This is a genomic window from Aliiroseovarius sp. xm-d-517, assembly GCF_013283135.1.
Taxonomy (GTDB): domain Bacteria; phylum Pseudomonadota; class Alphaproteobacteria; order Rhodobacterales; family Rhodobacteraceae; genus Aliiroseovarius; species Aliiroseovarius crassostreae.
In genome coordinates this window covers 2,891,757-2,907,364 of record NZ_WBXT01000001.1, presented here as the reverse complement: position 1 = coordinate 2,907,364, position 15,608 = coordinate 2,891,757, and the positions used below count along the sequence as shown (strand labels likewise).

At 60.1% G+C, this 15,608-nt stretch carries 13 protein-coding genes; 4 read left to right on the top strand and 9 right to left on the bottom strand.

Annotated features, from left to right (window positions below):
• Nucleotides 1-10: 10 nt before the first annotated feature.
• The 5 genes from XMD517_RS13875 to XMD517_RS13855 all read right to left on the bottom strand — a co-directional run bounded on the left by XMD517_RS13875 (nt 11) and on the right by XMD517_RS13855 (nt 4,906).
• Nucleotides 11-661 carry an acyl-homoserine-lactone synthase gene (locus XMD517_RS13875; protein ID WP_173487944.1) on the bottom strand — a complete coding sequence of 217 codons (651 nt, stop codon included), beginning with the start codon at nt 659-661 and terminating at the stop codon, nt 11-13.
• 88 nt (nt 662-749) lie between these two features.
• The gene (locus XMD517_RS13870; protein ID WP_173485172.1) at nt 750-1,463 is read right to left on the bottom strand and encodes a LuxR family transcriptional regulator; all 714 of its coding nucleotides are present in this window, start codon (nt 1,461-1,463) and stop codon (nt 750-752) included.
• Nucleotides 1,408-1,623: a hypothetical protein gene (locus tag XMD517_RS13865; RefSeq protein WP_173485171.1), complete on the bottom strand. Its 216-nt coding sequence runs from the start codon at nt 1,621-1,623 to the stop codon at nt 1,408-1,410. Before XMD517_RS13865 ends, XMD517_RS13870 begins: the two co-directional genes overlap by 56 nt.
• A gap of 393 nt (nt 1,624-2,016) precedes the next feature.
• Nucleotides 2,017-3,303, bottom strand: a complete 1,287-nt coding sequence (gene ccrA, locus XMD517_RS13860; RefSeq protein WP_173485170.1) for a crotonyl-CoA carboxylase/reductase — start codon at nt 3,301-3,303, stop codon at nt 2,017-2,019.
• A gap of 175 nt (nt 3,304-3,478) precedes the next feature.
• Entirely contained in the window at nt 3,479-4,906 is a 1,428-nt protein-coding gene (locus tag XMD517_RS13855; RefSeq protein ID WP_173485169.1) for a 1-acyl-sn-glycerol-3-phosphate acyltransferase, read from the bottom strand.
• 208 nt (nt 4,907-5,114) lie between these two features.
• Between XMD517_RS13855 and XMD517_RS13850 the strand changes: the two genes are divergently transcribed.
• Both XMD517_RS13850 and XMD517_RS13845 read left to right on the top strand, forming a co-directional pair.
• A complete protein-coding gene (locus XMD517_RS13850; protein WP_173485168.1) occupies nt 5,115-7,103 on the top strand; it encodes a protein meaA in 1,989 nt (662 codons plus the stop codon).
• Between the two features lie 219 nt (nt 7,104-7,322).
• The gene (locus XMD517_RS13845; protein WP_173485167.1) at nt 7,323-7,751 is read left to right on the top strand and encodes a hypothetical protein; all 429 of its coding nucleotides are present in this window, start codon (nt 7,323-7,325) and stop codon (nt 7,749-7,751) included.
• Nucleotides 7,752-7,809: 58 nt separating this feature from the next.
• On the opposite strand, the gene XMD517_RS13840 is transcribed toward XMD517_RS13845, so the two are convergent.
• Nucleotides 7,810-8,352: a DUF4329 domain-containing protein gene (locus tag XMD517_RS13840; protein WP_173485166.1), complete on the bottom strand. Its 543-nt coding sequence runs from the start codon at nt 8,350-8,352 to the stop codon at nt 7,810-7,812.
• A gap of 221 nt (nt 8,353-8,573) precedes the next feature.
• Here XMD517_RS13840 and deoD point away from each other — a divergent pair, with 221 nt between their 5' ends.
• Nucleotides 8,574-9,278: a purine-nucleoside phosphorylase gene (gene deoD / locus XMD517_RS13835; RefSeq protein ID WP_173485165.1), complete on the top strand. Its 705-nt coding sequence runs from the start codon at nt 8,574-8,576 to the stop codon at nt 9,276-9,278.
• A 135-nt stretch (nt 9,279-9,413) separates the two neighbouring features.
• Here the strand turns inward: deoD and XMD517_RS13830 are convergent, their stop codons facing one another.
• Nucleotides 9,414-10,277 carry a DUF1989 domain-containing protein gene (locus tag XMD517_RS13830; RefSeq protein WP_173485164.1) on the bottom strand — a complete coding sequence of 288 codons (864 nt, stop codon included), beginning with the start codon at nt 10,275-10,277 and terminating at the stop codon, nt 9,414-9,416.
• A gap of 379 nt (nt 10,278-10,656) precedes the next feature.
• On the opposite strand from XMD517_RS13830, the gene XMD517_RS13825 reads away from it, so the two are divergent.
• Nucleotides 10,657-11,166, top strand: coding sequence for a DUF2478 domain-containing protein (locus XMD517_RS13825; RefSeq protein WP_173485163.1), 510 nt, complete (start codon nt 10,657-10,659; stop codon nt 11,164-11,166).
• A 42-nt stretch (nt 11,167-11,208) separates the two neighbouring features.
• Here XMD517_RS13825 and XMD517_RS13820 read toward each other — a convergent pair whose 3' ends face one another.
• Together XMD517_RS13820 and XMD517_RS13815 are read right to left on the bottom strand one after the other, a co-directional pair.
• Nucleotides 11,209-14,412 (bottom strand): efflux RND transporter permease subunit, encoded by a 3,204-nt coding sequence (locus XMD517_RS13820; protein WP_173487943.1) that lies wholly within the window; start codon nt 14,410-14,412, stop codon nt 11,209-11,211.
• Complete coding sequence (locus XMD517_RS13815) at nt 14,405-15,478, bottom strand: efflux RND transporter periplasmic adaptor subunit (RefSeq protein ID WP_173485161.1); 1,074 nt, start codon at nt 15,476-15,478, stop codon at nt 14,405-14,407. Before XMD517_RS13815 ends, XMD517_RS13820 begins: the two co-directional genes overlap by 8 nt.
• Between the last annotated feature and the right edge of the window lie 130 nt (nt 15,479-15,608).

Genomic DNA, 15,608 nt, shown 5'->3' with positions numbered 1-15,608 from the left:
AAAGCCCCTGTTACGCCGAATGGGCCACGTTGTCGGTCAGAACAGGTCCCGGCTTGCCCGACAGCGAATAGCGCAACCAGCCACGGCTCATCTCTCGTGACACACCCACCCGCTTCAGGGTCGGTTCAAACGCCGTTTCATCCATCGACCACAGGCCCACACCGATCTCATCACGTCCTTCCCCGGAGGAGCCGATCACCTCAGGCTCCAATCCCATCAGGCGATAGATACGCTGCATACGCGGATCAAAAACGCCAATGTAATGCTTCAACTGAAACGCTGACATCAGCTCACCCGCCCCTAGGGCAAGCGCGGCAGAGGCACGCCGGTCCGCCTTCGGTGACAGGCAGAACCGTGTGCATTCCCAAATCAGAGGGCTTTCAACGGTCACGCCACCCGTCAGATGGCTGAAATGCTCGTTCACCATCGTGCGGCCGACTGTTGGCATGAAGCGCATTGATCCACCATGCCGCCCATCCGCCATTTCCCAGATCACGTAAAGCGGGTTCAGGTCGTCATATTGGTCACGCTCCTCGCCCGCCGCGTTCACCGTCACATCCCAGCCAAGACGCTTGGAAAACTGTTCCGCCCGGTCGCGGAACATGGTGTCACGCAGCAGCGGAAAACGGGAAAGGTCGTTGGCGTAGATGTAGCGCAGCATGGGCGGGTCTCCTGTGTCCGAATGATCGAGGACACATTGCCGCCACGGATGTTAACAGCGCCCAGCACGTCGCGCGCGTCATTAACGATCAGACAATAATCACCCCGGTGGACAGCGCCCTGGCGACCGCATGGGTTGTATTGAGTGCCCCTAATTTGTGGCGTGCACTTTCAATGTAAACCCGGAGAGTATGTTCCGAAATCTGCATGTCTGCCGCCGCCTGGGCCCGGTTCATTCCCTTCGCCAGACAGGTCATGGCCCCCAATTCACGCGGTGACAGTACAGGTGTTGTGGCCGCATCCCCCCATTGCTCGAACTCCAAGGCTTTCTTGTTCAGCTCATGGGCTACGATCATCAGGTCACGGGCATTTCTGTCGATGAATTCTGCCCAACCGTCGTCTTCGGCCGAATTGTTCAGCGTAAAAAGTGCGAACTGACCGGAGGGGCCCCGGATCGGGATTGTGTATCCCTGGTTGCCCAACCCATGGTCCAAAGCATCCTGCAACATGGCGCGGGCAGGTTTCGACGACCAATCGAGATCTTTCCAGATTACCGGAGTAAACCTTTGAAAACAGCCAAAAATAACCGGATCCATCCGCAGATAATCTTTTTCCAGATAGCGATCCACCCATTCTGGGCTGTAGGTTCCGGCACCGAAGCGTTCACCAACGGAATTGACCCAGTGATAAACGACATGGGCCACTGCGTAATGATCCCGCAACGTTTCGGTTACGGCTTGCAGGTCTTCAAGCGTGGTCGCGCTCTGAAGATTGGTGAGCTGCTGTTCCAGACTGGCTTTCATACGCGTGCATCATCTCCGCTTTCCGATCAGCGGCGCTCGCGATTTCGGTCAGGGCAACAAGACGGGCGTCGTCCAGTGCCTCGGCCGTCACAGAAAGGTCGTTCCTGCGAGCGTAGGCCATCAGGTCGGTAAGAACATCAATGATCCATTCATTCGCCATGTAAAGTCCCCTTTCGAGCTTCATCACAACACAACCCTAGCACGTAAAACAAATCCCCTTAATTCACTGGTTCTTACTCCCCTAAAATAGTGAGGTAAGAATTTCGAACTATTTGGTTTTGTTGCGATCCGTTGCGCTTATACGTCGGTATTCCCGAAATATTTGATTCGATTTCACCAAAAACCCTAGGTGATTCGGCTTAAGAAAAGGTAAGAACAAAACAGAAACCCCCGCAGCGGGCTGCGGGGGGATCTTTGATGCGTTTCGCCAAAAACCTGAAAGGCTGGTTGTGGCAAAACGCGCGAAACGCTCGTATGTTGCGCAGCCCCCCGCCTTATCCCGGCTTCAGGTATAAGGCGGGGCGCTTTAAGGTCCGCATGAGACCAATTCAGGTCAGTCGCGGGCCGCCAGGGCATCCTCCAGCGTGCGCAGGCCGGTTTTCGGCGATTGCACGAGCACCGACATGTTCCCCGGCTTATGTTCGTTGCGATACATCTTCAGGTGTGCAGCAGGGATTTCATCCCACGGGAACACTTCCGACATATAGGGATCAATCCGACGCTCAATCATCAGCTTGTTGGCTGCAGCCGCCTGTTTCAGGTGGGCAAAGTGCGAGCCTTGAAGACGTTTCTGGTGCATCCAAGTGTAGCGCACGTCGAAGGTGCAGTTGAAGCCGGTGGTGCCGGCGCAGATCACAACCATACCGCCTTTTTTGCAGACCAGGTTCGACACCGGGAAGGTTGCAGCCCCCGGGTGTTCAAACACGATATCCACGTTGTTGCCCTTGCCGGTGATGTCCCAGATCGCCTTGCCGAACCGGCGGGCCTCTTTGAACCACGCATCATATTCCGGCGTATTCACGGTGGGCAGTTGCCCCCAGCAGCTGAACTCCTTGCGGTTGATCACGCCTTTGGCGCCCAGACCCATGACAAACTCGCGCTTATCTTCTTCCGAGATCACCCCGATGGCATTGCCGCCGGCGGCGTTGATCAGCTGGATTGCATAAGAGCCCAGACCGCCCGACGCCCCCCAAACCAGCACGTTCTGGCCGGGCTTGAGTTCATGCGGGTGGTGACCAAACAGCATCCGATAGGCGGTGGCCAGCGTCAGCGTGTAACAGGCGCTTTCTTCCCAGGTCAGGTGCTTGGGACGACGCAGGAGCTGCTGGGCCTGAACGCGGGTGAACTGGGCAAAGGACCCGTCCGGGGTTTCATAACCCCAGATCCGCTGGCTGGGTGAAAACATCGGGTCGCCGCCGTTGCATTCCTCATCATCGCCGTCGTCCTGGTTACAGTGCACAACAACCTCGTCGCCCACTTTCCAGCTTTTCACCTTGTCGCCCACGGCCCAGACGATGCCCGCGGCATCGGACCCGGCAATGTGGTAGTCCTGCTTGTGCACGTCAAACATGCTGACCGGCACGCCAAGACCCGCCCAGATACCGTTGTAGTTCACACCGGCGGCCATCACCATGACCAGCACTTCGTGGCTGTCCAGCGTGGGGGTATCGACCACCTCGACCTGCATCGCCTTGTCCGGTTCACCCTGACGGTCCCGGCGGATCGCCCAGGCATACATTTGCGCAGGCACGTGGCCCATCGGGGGCATTTCACCAATCTCATAGAGATCTTTTTTCGGCGCATCGTATTCCGCGATGCCGGTTTGCGTGTCCAAAGCCATGCTGGCCTCCTGTCAGCTACAAGCAGTGATTCCATTTTTGCCGCAGTGCAGAAACGCGGCTGCTAATGCAGCATTACGCATCAGCAAGCAACATTGCAACCACATTCCACCACATTTTGTAATTTTATGTCGCATATGACGCGAAGGTCAATTTTGGCAATACGTTACAGGTAACTTACAGCCGCGACGCGTCCGCCACTTCGGCCGGGGTCAGGTCAGAGATATGCATTGGCGTGATTGCCGCAGACAGGTGCGCAATGGAATTCGCATAGAAACCAAGCAACACCCGGTCCGCCGGATTGACGCGAAAACAGCCGTTTTCCTCAATAATCAGCCCGCGCATCAGCATCAGACGCAGCCCCACCTCTACCGCGTAATCCAAATCATTGCGCGGCATGTGAATATGGGCGCCGTGGTGCTCCATCTCGGCCACGAGGGTCTGAAACCGGTCGGTGATCTCTGCGCGGGTGTGCGCCTCTTTCTCCAGCATCACGGCTGAGACCACCGGCACCGGCAGAACCGGGACAACGGCCCTGATCCGCCCCATCAGCTCTCGGGCCAACTGTTCGGGCATCTTGCGGTGATGCTCACCCGCAAATGCCTTCAGCGACAGCGGGCTGCCAAAAGACACGCTGGCGTAACCAAAACGATGGAACCGGCGGGTGATCCGTTGCCACATATGTTTGCCCACATGGCGCGCGACATATTTGAACCTGAGCCCAAACTTGCGTGTGCCCTTTACATTTGCGGCCACCAGCACACGGTCCTCAAGCACGCGGTCGTAATTCATGGCCACCGGCAGGAACACCACATCACGGCTGGTTTCAGGGTCGAACCCGTCAATGATATAGCTGAGCAGCCCCAGTTTCGGCGCCCCCACCTCACCGGTCAGGCTCAGCCCGCCTTCGGGAAACATCGCCTGGGTCACGCCCCCGTCGGTGGCCATACGCACATAGCGCGCCAGCACTTTGCGATAGAGCGCATTGCGGCTTTTGCGCCGGATGAAGTATGCCCCCATCGAGCGGATCAGCGTGCGCAGCGGCCAGACCCGCGCCCATTCCCCCACGGCGTAAGACAGGTGCGAATGCTCTGCCGACAGCCATGTGACCAGCACATAATCCATGTTGGAACGGTGGTTCATGACAAAAACGACCGTTGCATCCTTGCTCACATCTTTCAGATGCGCCTCGTCAAAGGCGCCCAGACGCACCCGATAAAAGGCACGGCTGAGGAGTTTGGCCAGCCGGATACCAAAGCCGAAATAGGCCGTGGCCGAAAACCGCGGGACAATCTCGCGCGCATAGCGCTGGGCTTTTTCAAACGCCACCTGCTCGGGGATGCCTTCTTCAGCGGCATGTTCCGCAATGGCCCTGGCCACTTCGGGGTCATAGGACAGGCGCTGCACCATGTCATAGCGCCGCGCGAGTTTGAACGGCTCGATCGGTCGCTCCAGACGCTCATTCAGCCGCGCCACCGCGCGTTCCAGCCGTTTACGAAAAAACCAGCGCACGGATGGGAACAGGAAATGGGACGCAAAGGTCACCGCGGCGAAGCCGAGGATCAGCACCAGAACCCATAGTGGAAGCTCGATTGTCTGCGTCATGGGGAAAATCCTTCACAGGAATTTGGGAAAAGGTAAAGCCATTGATGAAACCGCCCCTGTCCTGCCACGCATTGCCGCGACGTTTTGCGCTGAAGTCAGCTTTGCCGCCTTTTCGGTCGCGCAACTTTCCTAATCTCAAAATTCCCCCTTGCGTAACATTCTTGCGTCTGCAAGAAATGCTGCACTGCAACATAAAGCGAGTCACACCATGACCACTGAAGAGCGCACCAAAGATCGTCTCCCCAAAGATCGTCCGTGGCTGTTCCGCACCTATGCCGGCCACTCGACCGCCAAAGCCTCGAACGAGCTTTACCGCACCAATCTGGCCAAGGGTCAGACTGGCCTTTCCGTGGCGTTCGACCTGCCCACGCAGACCGGCTATGACAGTGATCACGTGCTCGCCCGTGGTGAAGTGGGCAAAGTGGGCGTGCCGCTGGCCCATCTGGGGGACATGCGGGCGCTGTTTGCCGATATCCCGCTGGAGCAGATGAACACCTCGATGACCATCAACGCCACCGCGCCGTGGTTGTTGTCGCTGTATATCGCCGCCGCCGAAGAACAGGGCGCGGATGTGTCGAAACTGCAAGGCACCGTGCAAAACGACATTATCAAGGAATATCTGAGCCGCGGCACCTATGTCTGCCCGCCGAAACCGTCCCTGCGCATGATCACCGATGTGGCCGCCTATACGCGTGAACATCTGCCCAAGTGGAACCCGATGAACGTCTGTTCCTACCATTTGCAAGAGGCCGGTGCGACACCCGAGGAAGAACTGGCCTTTGCGCTGGCCACTGCCATTGCCGTTCTGGACGACCTCAAGGAAAAGGTCCCCGCAGAAGCGTTTCCCGCCATGGTTGGCCGGATCAGCTTCTTCGTGAACGCGGGCATCCGGTTTGTGACCGAGATGTGCAAGATGCGCGCCTTCGTGGAACTGTGGGACGAAATCACCCGCGACCGCTACGGTGTTGAAGACCCGAAATTCCGCCGGTTCCGCTATGGCGTGCAGGTGAACAGCCTGGGCCTGACCGAGCAACAGCCGGAAAACAATGTCTACCGCATCCTGATCGAGATGCTCGCCGTGACACTTTCGAAAAATGCCCGTGCGCGCGCGGTGCAGCTGCCGGCGTGGAACGAAGCGCTTGGCCTGCCGCGCCCGTGGGACCAGCAGTGGTCGCTGCGTATGCAGCAGATCATGGCCTATGAAACCGACCTTCTGGAATATGACGACCTGTTTGACAACAACCCCGCCGTGGACCGCAAGGTGACGGCTCTCAAGGAAGGGGCACGGGCCGAGCTGGCACAGATCGACAGCATGGGCGGCGCGATCTCTGCGATCGAATACATGAAGTCGCGTCTGGTCGAATCAAACGCGGCCCGGATCGGCAAGATCGAGGTGGGCGACACCACCGTCGTGGGTGTGAACAAATGGACCGAAGCGGCTGAAAGCCCGCTGACGGCCGGGGACGGCGCGATCATGGTGGCGGATGCCGAAGCGGAAGCCGATCAGATTGCGCGCCTTGAGAAATGGCGCACGACCCGCGATGCAGACGCCGTGGAAAAAGCACTGGCCGACCTGCGTCAGGCTGCCAAGGATGGCACCAATATCATGCCCTCTTCGATTGCGGCCGCCAAAGCCGGTGTGACCACCGGCGAATGGGGTGAGGTGATGCGCCAGACCTTTGGTCAGTATCGTGCCCCCACCGGGGTCAGCAAAAACCCCTCGAACCGCACCGAAGGGCTGGAGGAAATCCGCGACCGCGTGGCCGCCGTGTCGGCCCAGCTGGGGGAGAAGCTCAAGTTTCTGGTGGGTAAGCCCGGCCTCGACGGCCACTCAAACGGGGCGGAGCAAATTGCCGCCCGCGCGCGCGACTGCGGTATGGACATCACCTATGAAGGCATCCGCCTGACACCCGAAGAGCTGGTCGCGTCAGCCCAGGAAACCGGCGCACATGTGGTGGGCCTGTCGATCCTGTCCGGCAGCCATATCCCGCTTCTCGAAGAGCTGATGGAACGGATGAAAGCCGCAGGTCTGGGGCATATCCCGGTGGTCGCCGGGGGGATCATCCCGGATGAAGACGCGGATCGCCTGCGGGCCATGGGGGTTGCCAAGGTCTATACGCCCAAGGATTTTGAGCTCAATGTGATCATGAACGACATCGTGACCCTTGTCGCGCCGCAGACCGTGGCGGCAGAGTAATCCACACCCAGCCCTCGCCGCTCACCTGAGCGAAGCATTGACGCCTTTCAGCCGCCCGCATCTTTGATGTGGGCGGTTTGCTGTTGCCTGTCTCCAGCGGCACCCCGGCGGCGCCAATGAAAGGGTTTAGATCAAACTGTATATTTTCCGCACCCGCCGGACAGGCTACCCTGAGGATCTACCACCACGTGACCATATCCCTGTGGGGGAAAAGATCGCATGAACAGATTGTTATATCTTCTCCCGCTGCTGGTTCTGCCTCTTCCTACCGGGGCGGAGCCAGCGGTTGGTTTTGGTCTGGCGGTGCTTTACACCGGCAACCGGATGGACAGTTCATTTGGCCTGCAATTGAGGCCCCCCAAGCTGGTCCATAGCGGGGCGGGTTCAAACAATCTGGATCCCCGGCGACCAGACCGCCCATTTCCCCCCCATCATCATATGATCAACCTGCCGGATAGCGCGGTCTTTTCCGGCGGGGGGCTCTTTTTGACCCAAACCGCGGCAAATACCGCCCGAGACGGGCAGCCAATTCCGGCGCAGACCGGCATCACATCAGGCCCTTTCTATTTCGGGCCGGACATTGACTGGGGACATGCCCCTCAGACCAACGCCCCCGACATCCCGACGCCCGCCCCTGTCAAAGAGTGACGCGCAGCAGGCCACTCCGGGGCCGCCGCAGATGACACCGCACAATCAGGCAGGCAGCCTATCCCCCCACCTCCTCAATCTTCTGAACCAAAGCCTTGTAGCGATAGCTTGGAAGGATCTCTCCGGTGTCGCCTTCAACAAAATCGGGATCAGCTGGCAGGCAGCCCAGATCGCAGATCAGGTGGATTGTCATCTCCTGCGTGTCCACATACCAAAGACGCCCACCGGGCGTGGCCACCCAGCCATCAATCCCCTCGGCCTCATCCCCTTCCATATCCTCAACCGACGGCAGTTCATTCACGTAATTGGGCGAATAGGCCCCATGGGTGTGGTAAGAGGCCGTGACCACGGCAAGCGCATCCGGGTCACGTGGAACACAGGTTCCCTTGCGTCCACGCCGGGCCTTTGTGAAGGCCACATTGCCCGCCGCATCCCGCCCGATATAGCCGCAATATTCGCGGTTCTTCGAAATTGAGATCGGCTGCAATTGTTCAAAGATACGCTTGACCAGCTGAAGTTCGCTGGTGTCTTGCGCCCAGGCAGGGTTTCCAGCCCCCAAAGCGGTGGCCAGGATGACCGATACAATCTTCAAACTGCGCATGACCTCGCCTCAACCCGTTGCTTTCCTGTTTCAAAGAACGGGCAGGGTTGCACAATGTCAAGACGGAGCTCTTGCCCGCCCGCTCAGCTGTCCTTTCGCCGGCACGGCCCAGAGGGTTTGACCTTTTGGACAAGAAAGCGCATGGTGCCGCGCGATGAAGGGCGCTAACAGGCCCCGAAACCGCAACCTCCTGTCTGACACTTTCCTGAAACGAGGATCCCATGACTGTCCATATCGGCGCCGAAAAAGGCCAGATTGCTGAAACCGTATTGATGCCCGGCGACCCCTATCGCGCCAAATGGGTGGCCGACACCTTTTTGGAAGATGCTGAGCTGGTCAATGAGGTGCGTGGCATGCTGGGCTTTACCGGAATGTGGCGCGGCAACCGGGTGAGTGTACAGGGGTCGGGCATGGGCATGCCGTCCATGTCGATCTATGCCAATGAGCTTATCCGGGATTATGGTGCCAAGACGTTGATCCGCATCGGGTCCTGCGGCGGAATGCAGGATCACGTCAAGGTGCGCGATGTGGTGATTGCGATGACGGCCACCACCATCAGCACGCCCAGTTCCTCCATTTTCCGCGAAATGAATTTCTCGCCCTGCGCGGATTATTCCCTGCTGGCAGCCGCGGTGGAAGCGGCCAAGTCGGTGGATGTGGGTGTGCATGTGGGCGGGATCTATTCCTCGGACACATTCTATGCCGAACGCCCGGATCTGGATAAGGAAATGCGGCGCCACGGCATTCTGGGCGTGGAAATGGAGGCGGCGGAGCTTTACACCCTCGCCAATCGGTATGGCGTGCGCGCCCTTGGAATCATGACCGTGTCGGATCACCTGCTGACCGGTGAGGCCCTGCCCTCGGACCAGCGCGAAAAGACCTTTGGCGACATGGTCGAAATTGCCCTGAACGCCGCATTCGCCTGAGCACCGAACAAACATCCGGGCCACGGGCGAGCACCGCCCGCGCCTTTGCGACCTCACGGTCGGCAGGCTTGGGGATGGGGGCGCTGCCCCCGCCCTTCGGGCCCCCCGGGATATTTTCGGCAAGAGGAAGAGGGATCAGCGCCCGTGTGATCGGTCGTAGCCATTTTCAGGTGGCGGGGTCCAATTGGCGAGGCTGCCGGGCGGCGGCTGGAAAACTTCTACCAGCAGCGGATAACAGGCGGCGGTATCAGAGCTGTGTTCAGATGAGCAATCCCCGCCCGGGCAGGCGGAGAGGCCACCAAGGAGGTCAATCTCGGCGAAAAACTCGAGATAGTCGCCCGGACGCACCGGGCTTGCCTTCATGAAATACTGGCCGGTGTCTTGGGTAAACCCCGTGCACATGAAGACATTGAGCACGTCATGGACATGGGGTTCGGCATCAAAGGGAGGGATCCCGAGGTGATCGGCCAGGGCGCGGGTCAGGTTCGAATGGCAGCAATGATGATACTGCCCACCCGACAGGAGATTGTGGGTATAGGGGTCACAGCGTGTGCCAATCACGTCATGCACCGCGCCCCCAAACCCATCGAACCCATACCAGTCCAGCGTGTCGTCGATAATGGTCGCCATCGGGCGCATGGCGGGAAAGCTGCTCCACATCCGGTCCCCGGTGGACAGGTGGGTGCCGTGCAGGGCGCGGGTTTTGCCGGAGTAGAAACGTTCGTGCAGGTCATGGGCCTGCCAGAGGTTCAGATCACCGACTTGCGGGCCCTCAACGGAGGAAATGCGGAAAAACTGGCCCGCGGGAACCGAAAAGCAGCGTGCATCCCGGGCGGGCACAAGCACTTCATCAACCTTTTGGGCGGTCTGGCGCGCGGCCCGGTAGAGATCAAGGGGGGCCGCGGGCAATCCTTCTACCGGATAGCAGATCACCGGAGCAATGGCTTTGCGCTGATCCGCGTCCTCGGGCGCGGCATGGTCTGATACAGCATGTTTCACACGAAATCCCCCTGCGGTTTTCCCTAAGAGGCCCGGTCATTTGTGAAAAATCAAGCCCTTCTTCACCTTGCCTGACTTGCGCTGATTGGCCCGGCCCTCCCTTCCCGGCAAGGAGGGAGCATATGTCACGAAGAGGGGGTGCGAATGAGATCTGCACGTCTTCGTCTGCTGCGCGGTGCCGTCGTGGCAGGATCCGAGCAGGCGCACATTTCGTTGAAAGCAACCACGATGGCAGCCGGCTGTTGAATCAAGCCCCGCCCCCACGCAGCGCGCGGGTGGGCGGACGGGCGAGTGCTGAAAAAGTCCCTGACCCAGCCGTGAATTGACAAGCCGCCAAACGGATGCGATGCGGGACCGGTATCAAGACAGGACACGCGAAATGAAACTGGCTTATGTCATTGCGCCGGGGCGCGGCAAAACAAACGAACTTCTGGCAGGCGTGGCCGATGCGCTTGGCGAACGCGGTCTGCGGCTGGCAGGCACGGTGCAGCTTGATACCGAACGCGCGGAAGAGTTTCACTGTGACATGGACGTGTTGGTGCTGCCCGATGGGCCGAAGATCCGGATCAGCCAGTATCTGGGGGCCAATGCGCGGGGCTGCAAGCTGAACCCCGAAGCGTTGGAAATGGCCGTCGCGGCAACGGAGGCCCAGATCACCAAGGGGGCCGATCTGCTGATCGTGAACAAGTTTGGCAAACAGGAAGCGGAAGGGCGCGGGTTTCGCCATGCGGTGGGGGAGGCACTTTCACGCGACATACCCGCCATCATCGGCGTGGCAGGCACCACGGTTAACGCCTTTCTGGACTATGTGGGCGACGCGGAGGAGCTGCCGCCCGAACCGGATGCGCTCTTGAACTGGGCACTTGAAGCGACCGGTCAGACAAAATGAAAAGGGCGCCCGTCTGGCGCCCCTTCCCGTTTCACCCATCCATCAGGTGCGGAACACCTTGTAGATTGCCGGGATGACCAGCACCGTCAGCAGGGTGGAGCTGAACAACCCGAACAGAAGCGATATCGCCAGCCCCTGAAAGATCGGATCCGCCAGGATCACCACCGCGCCAATCATCGCCGCAATGGCCGTCAGAAGGATCGGTTTGAAACGGATCGCACCCGCTTCGATCAGGATCTCGGTCTTGTCCTGCGCGGGATCGGCGTGGCGGATGAAATCCACCAACAGGATCGAGTTGCGCACGATGATCCCGGCAAGCGCAATGAAGCCAATCATCGACGTGGCCGAGAAGGGGGCGGAAAACAGCCAGTGCCCCGCCATGATGCCAAGGAACGTCAAGGGGATCGGCGTCAGGATCACCAAGGGCAGTTTAAAGGACCCAAACTGCGCCACCACCAGGATATAGATCCCCAGCAGCGCCACCGCAAAGGCCGCGCCCATATCGCGGAAGGTGACCCAGGTCACTTCCCACTCACCATCCCACAAAAGCGTCACCACGTTTTCATCTTCGGGCTGGCCGTTCATGCGGATGACAGGTTTTGTGCCCGGCGCCCATTCCATCTGGTCAAGCGCATCCGCCACGGCGAGCATCCCGTATAGAGGAGCTTCGAAATCACCCGCCAGTTCAGCCTGCACCATTTCGGTTGCACGACCATTGTGGCGAAAGATCGGATAGCTTGCACGCTCCTCACTGACCGTGATCACATCGCCCAGTTCGACCACACCCCGCGCGCCGGGCAAGGTGTTGGCCGGGATCGGGGTGGACAGGAACCGTTCATCCAGCACCCGGTCGGATTTGTCCCGCTCGATCACAATCGGCAGCGGGTTGCGCCCCTCTCCGCGATGGGAATAGCCCACGGTATTGGCAGAGTTGAGCATCGCCAGCGTCTGGAACACATCCCCTTCCTGCACGCCATGGAATTCCAGCGCATCGGTGGAAATCTCGGCGCGGAGTTTGCGGGGCTGGGTACCGAAACTATCGTCCACATCCACCACGTAGGGCACGCTTTCAAAAGCCTGCCGGATCTTGGTGGCCGCCTCACGACGCGCCTGGGGCGTGGGGCCATAGACCTCGGCCAGCAGGGTGGCGATCACCGGCGGGCCGGGGGGCGGCTCTACCGTTTTCAGCGCGGTCCCGGCCGGCAGATCCAGCGCCTTCATCCGCTCGCGGATCTCCAGCGCGATCTCATGGCTGCTGCGCGTGCGGTCATGTTTCGGGGCCAGCAGGATGGCCACCTCCCCCATCTGCGGCTCTTCGCGCAGATAGTAATGGCGCACAAGGCCGTTGAAGTTGAACGGGCTTGCCGCCCCGGCATGGGTTTCGACCGACAGCACTTCGGGCAGATCCATCACCAGCTGCGCCACATCCTGTGCCACCGCATCCGTGGCCTCGACCGACGCCCCTTCGGGCAGGTCAATCACCACCGAAAGCTCTGATTTATTGTCAAACGGCAAAAGTTTGACCGTCACATCCTTGGTATAAAGCAGCCCGAGCGAGCCGAAGCTGAGGACAATGGCGGCAAGCAGAAAGGCAAGGCTGCGCCCCTTGGTCTTCAGGACCGGGCGGGCCACAGCCGCGTAGAGCGCACCGAGACGGCCGCCATGGGACCCCTCCCCCGAGTGGTCATGGGCGGGGGCGTTGCCTGCGATCTTGATCATCAGCCAGGGCGTGATGATCACCGCCACAAAAAACGAGAAAATCATCGCCGCCGAGGCATTGGCCGGGATGGGCGACATGTAAGGTCCCATCAGGCCAGAGACGAACAGCATCGGCAACAGGGCCGCCACCACGGTCAGGGTTGCGACAATGGTCGGGTTGCCCACTTCGGCCACGGCGCGGATCGCCTTGGTGACCCGGTCTGCCTTGTCTTTCATCGCCCAGTGCCGCGCGATGTTTTCGATCACCACAATCGCGTCATCCACCAGGATCCCGATCGAAAAGATCAGCGCAAAGAGCGACACACGGTTGAGCGTGTAGCCCATGATCCAGGCCGAAAACAGCGTGAGCAAAATGGTCACCGGAATGACCACCGCGACCACGATGCTTTCCCGCCATCCAATCGCAAACAGCACAAGCCCGACAATTGAGATCGTGGCAAGGCCCAGATGGAACAGCAGCTCATTTGCCTTTTCATTGGCGGTTTCGCCGTAATCGCGGGTGATGGAAACGTGGATGCTGTCCGGGATCAGCTGCCCCTTGAGGGCCTCAACCTTGTGCAGCACCTCTTCGGCCACCACCACCGCATTGGCCCCGGCCCGCTTGGCAATCGCCAGCGTGACAGCGGGGGTGCGGTGCAGCCCATGTTCGTCGCGCGTGACCTGGTTCACAATGCTTTGCGACGCATCGGGCACAAAGCTCACATCTGCCACGTCACGCACGTAAACGGCGCGCCCATCGCGCGCGGTGAGCAGCAGGTTCGCAATCTCCACAGGGGCCCGCAGGGTCCGGCCTGCAACCAGCGCGATCTGTTCCCCACGGTCGCGGACCAGCCCGGTTGGGAAGGCGCGGTTGGCGGCCTCGACCTTACCGGCCAGCTGCTGCAGCGTGATGCCGTAAAGCGCCAGCCGCTCCGGGTCGGGGGCAATGCGGATCACCTCGGAGGCATCACCGACCAAATAGGTCAGCCCGACATTCTGGATCTTGGCCATCTCGACCTGCAGCTCACGCGCCACGCGGGTGATGTCCCCGGCGGTCACATCGCCAGCATGGGGGTCGGGCGTCAGCGTCAGCGCGACAATCGCCACATCATCAATGCCACGGCCCACAATCAGCGGCGCATTGATCCCCACCGGAATCCGGTCAAGATTGGCATTCACCTTGTCATGCACCCGCAACACGGCCGCATCAGACGAGGTGCCAACAAGGAACCGCGCCGTGACCATGGCATAGTCATCGCGGGTCGAGGAATAGACATGGTCCACCCCGTTGATGCCCTTGACCATGGTTTCCATCGGCTCGGTCACCAGCTTCATTGCATCTTCGGCCTTCAGGCCCGGCGCCTGAATGTGGATATCCACCAGCGGCACGGAAATCTGCGGCTCTTCCTCACGCGGCAGCGCCCCAAGCGCCACCAGCCCCACGGCAAGGGCTGCAAGGATCATCAGCGGGGTCAGAGCCGAGCCGATAAACGCCTTGGTCAACCCGCCGGCGATACCAAGCGCGGTCTTGTGCGATTGATCACTCATGGCTCCCTCCCGCACCCGCACCTGCGGCCGGGGGGATCGGATCAATGACCACATCCCCGACATTCAGCCCGGTCAGAACTTCAACCATCTGCTGCCCCTCCACGATGAAGGGATCGCCGAGGACCACAGCCCGCTCCACCGGGGTGTCACCACGCCGGATCGTTACGAAATCGAGCCCCATCCGGGTCACCGCTGCCTCAACCGGCACCAGAAGTTTCTCACTTTGCCCAACCGGCAGGCGCACCAGCACGCGGGCATTTACAAAACGGGCGTCAAGCTCTGCCACCTCAACGTCGGCAATCACCCGACCGTTTTCAATCTGCGGGTAGATCTTCACCAACCGGCCGGTTCTGTCTGCGCTGGTTCTGTCTGCCCCGGTTTTGTCTGCCCCGGTTTTGTCTGCATTGTCCGTGCCAATCTGGATCTCGGCCCCTTCGGTCAGAAAGGCCGTGTGGCGTTCCGGGATGGCCAGCCGCAGGTAAACCCCACCGCCGCCGATCTGCGCCACCACTTCGCCGGGCATCACCACCGCACCGCGGGTCACCGGCACCTGCAGCACCCGCCCGGCAATCGGCGCGATCACGGCGCCTTCGGCAGCCTGCTGTTCGATCACCTGTCGCTCCGCCTGCGTGGCTGCGATCTGCCCCTTCACCACATCAACCTGTGTGCGCAGGGCATCCAGCCGCTGGGTGGTGACAACGCCCCGTTCCATCAGGTTTTCCGCACGTTTCAGCTCGCTCTCGGCATTTTCAAGCTGTGCGTTCAATGAGGTCAGCGACGCATCCACCGCCCTCAGACGCAGGTCGAGTTTCTCATCCCAGATCGTGGCAAGCACCTGCCCTTCGGCGACCTGATCCCCTTCGGTGATCCGAAGATCCACCACCGTTCCGCCCAAACGTGAACGGGCGGGGACATTGTCGCGCGGTTCAACCTTGCCAAACACCGCTTTCCAATCGGGCACAGAGACCGGGGTCACGGTATGGGACAGCTCGGCCCAGACAAATGTCGGCAGGACAAGCAAGGGCAAAGACAGCACAAGGCGGGAGAGTGCAAAGACGCGCGACATGAGATTTCCTTTCCATCCACAAGTCCGGGTGTAGGGCGGGCTGGCCGGCCATTCACAGGGCTGAATCTCATATGCATACAAATGAATATAATTCAACCCCGCAGGCGGCAGATGCCAATAAAAACCCCAC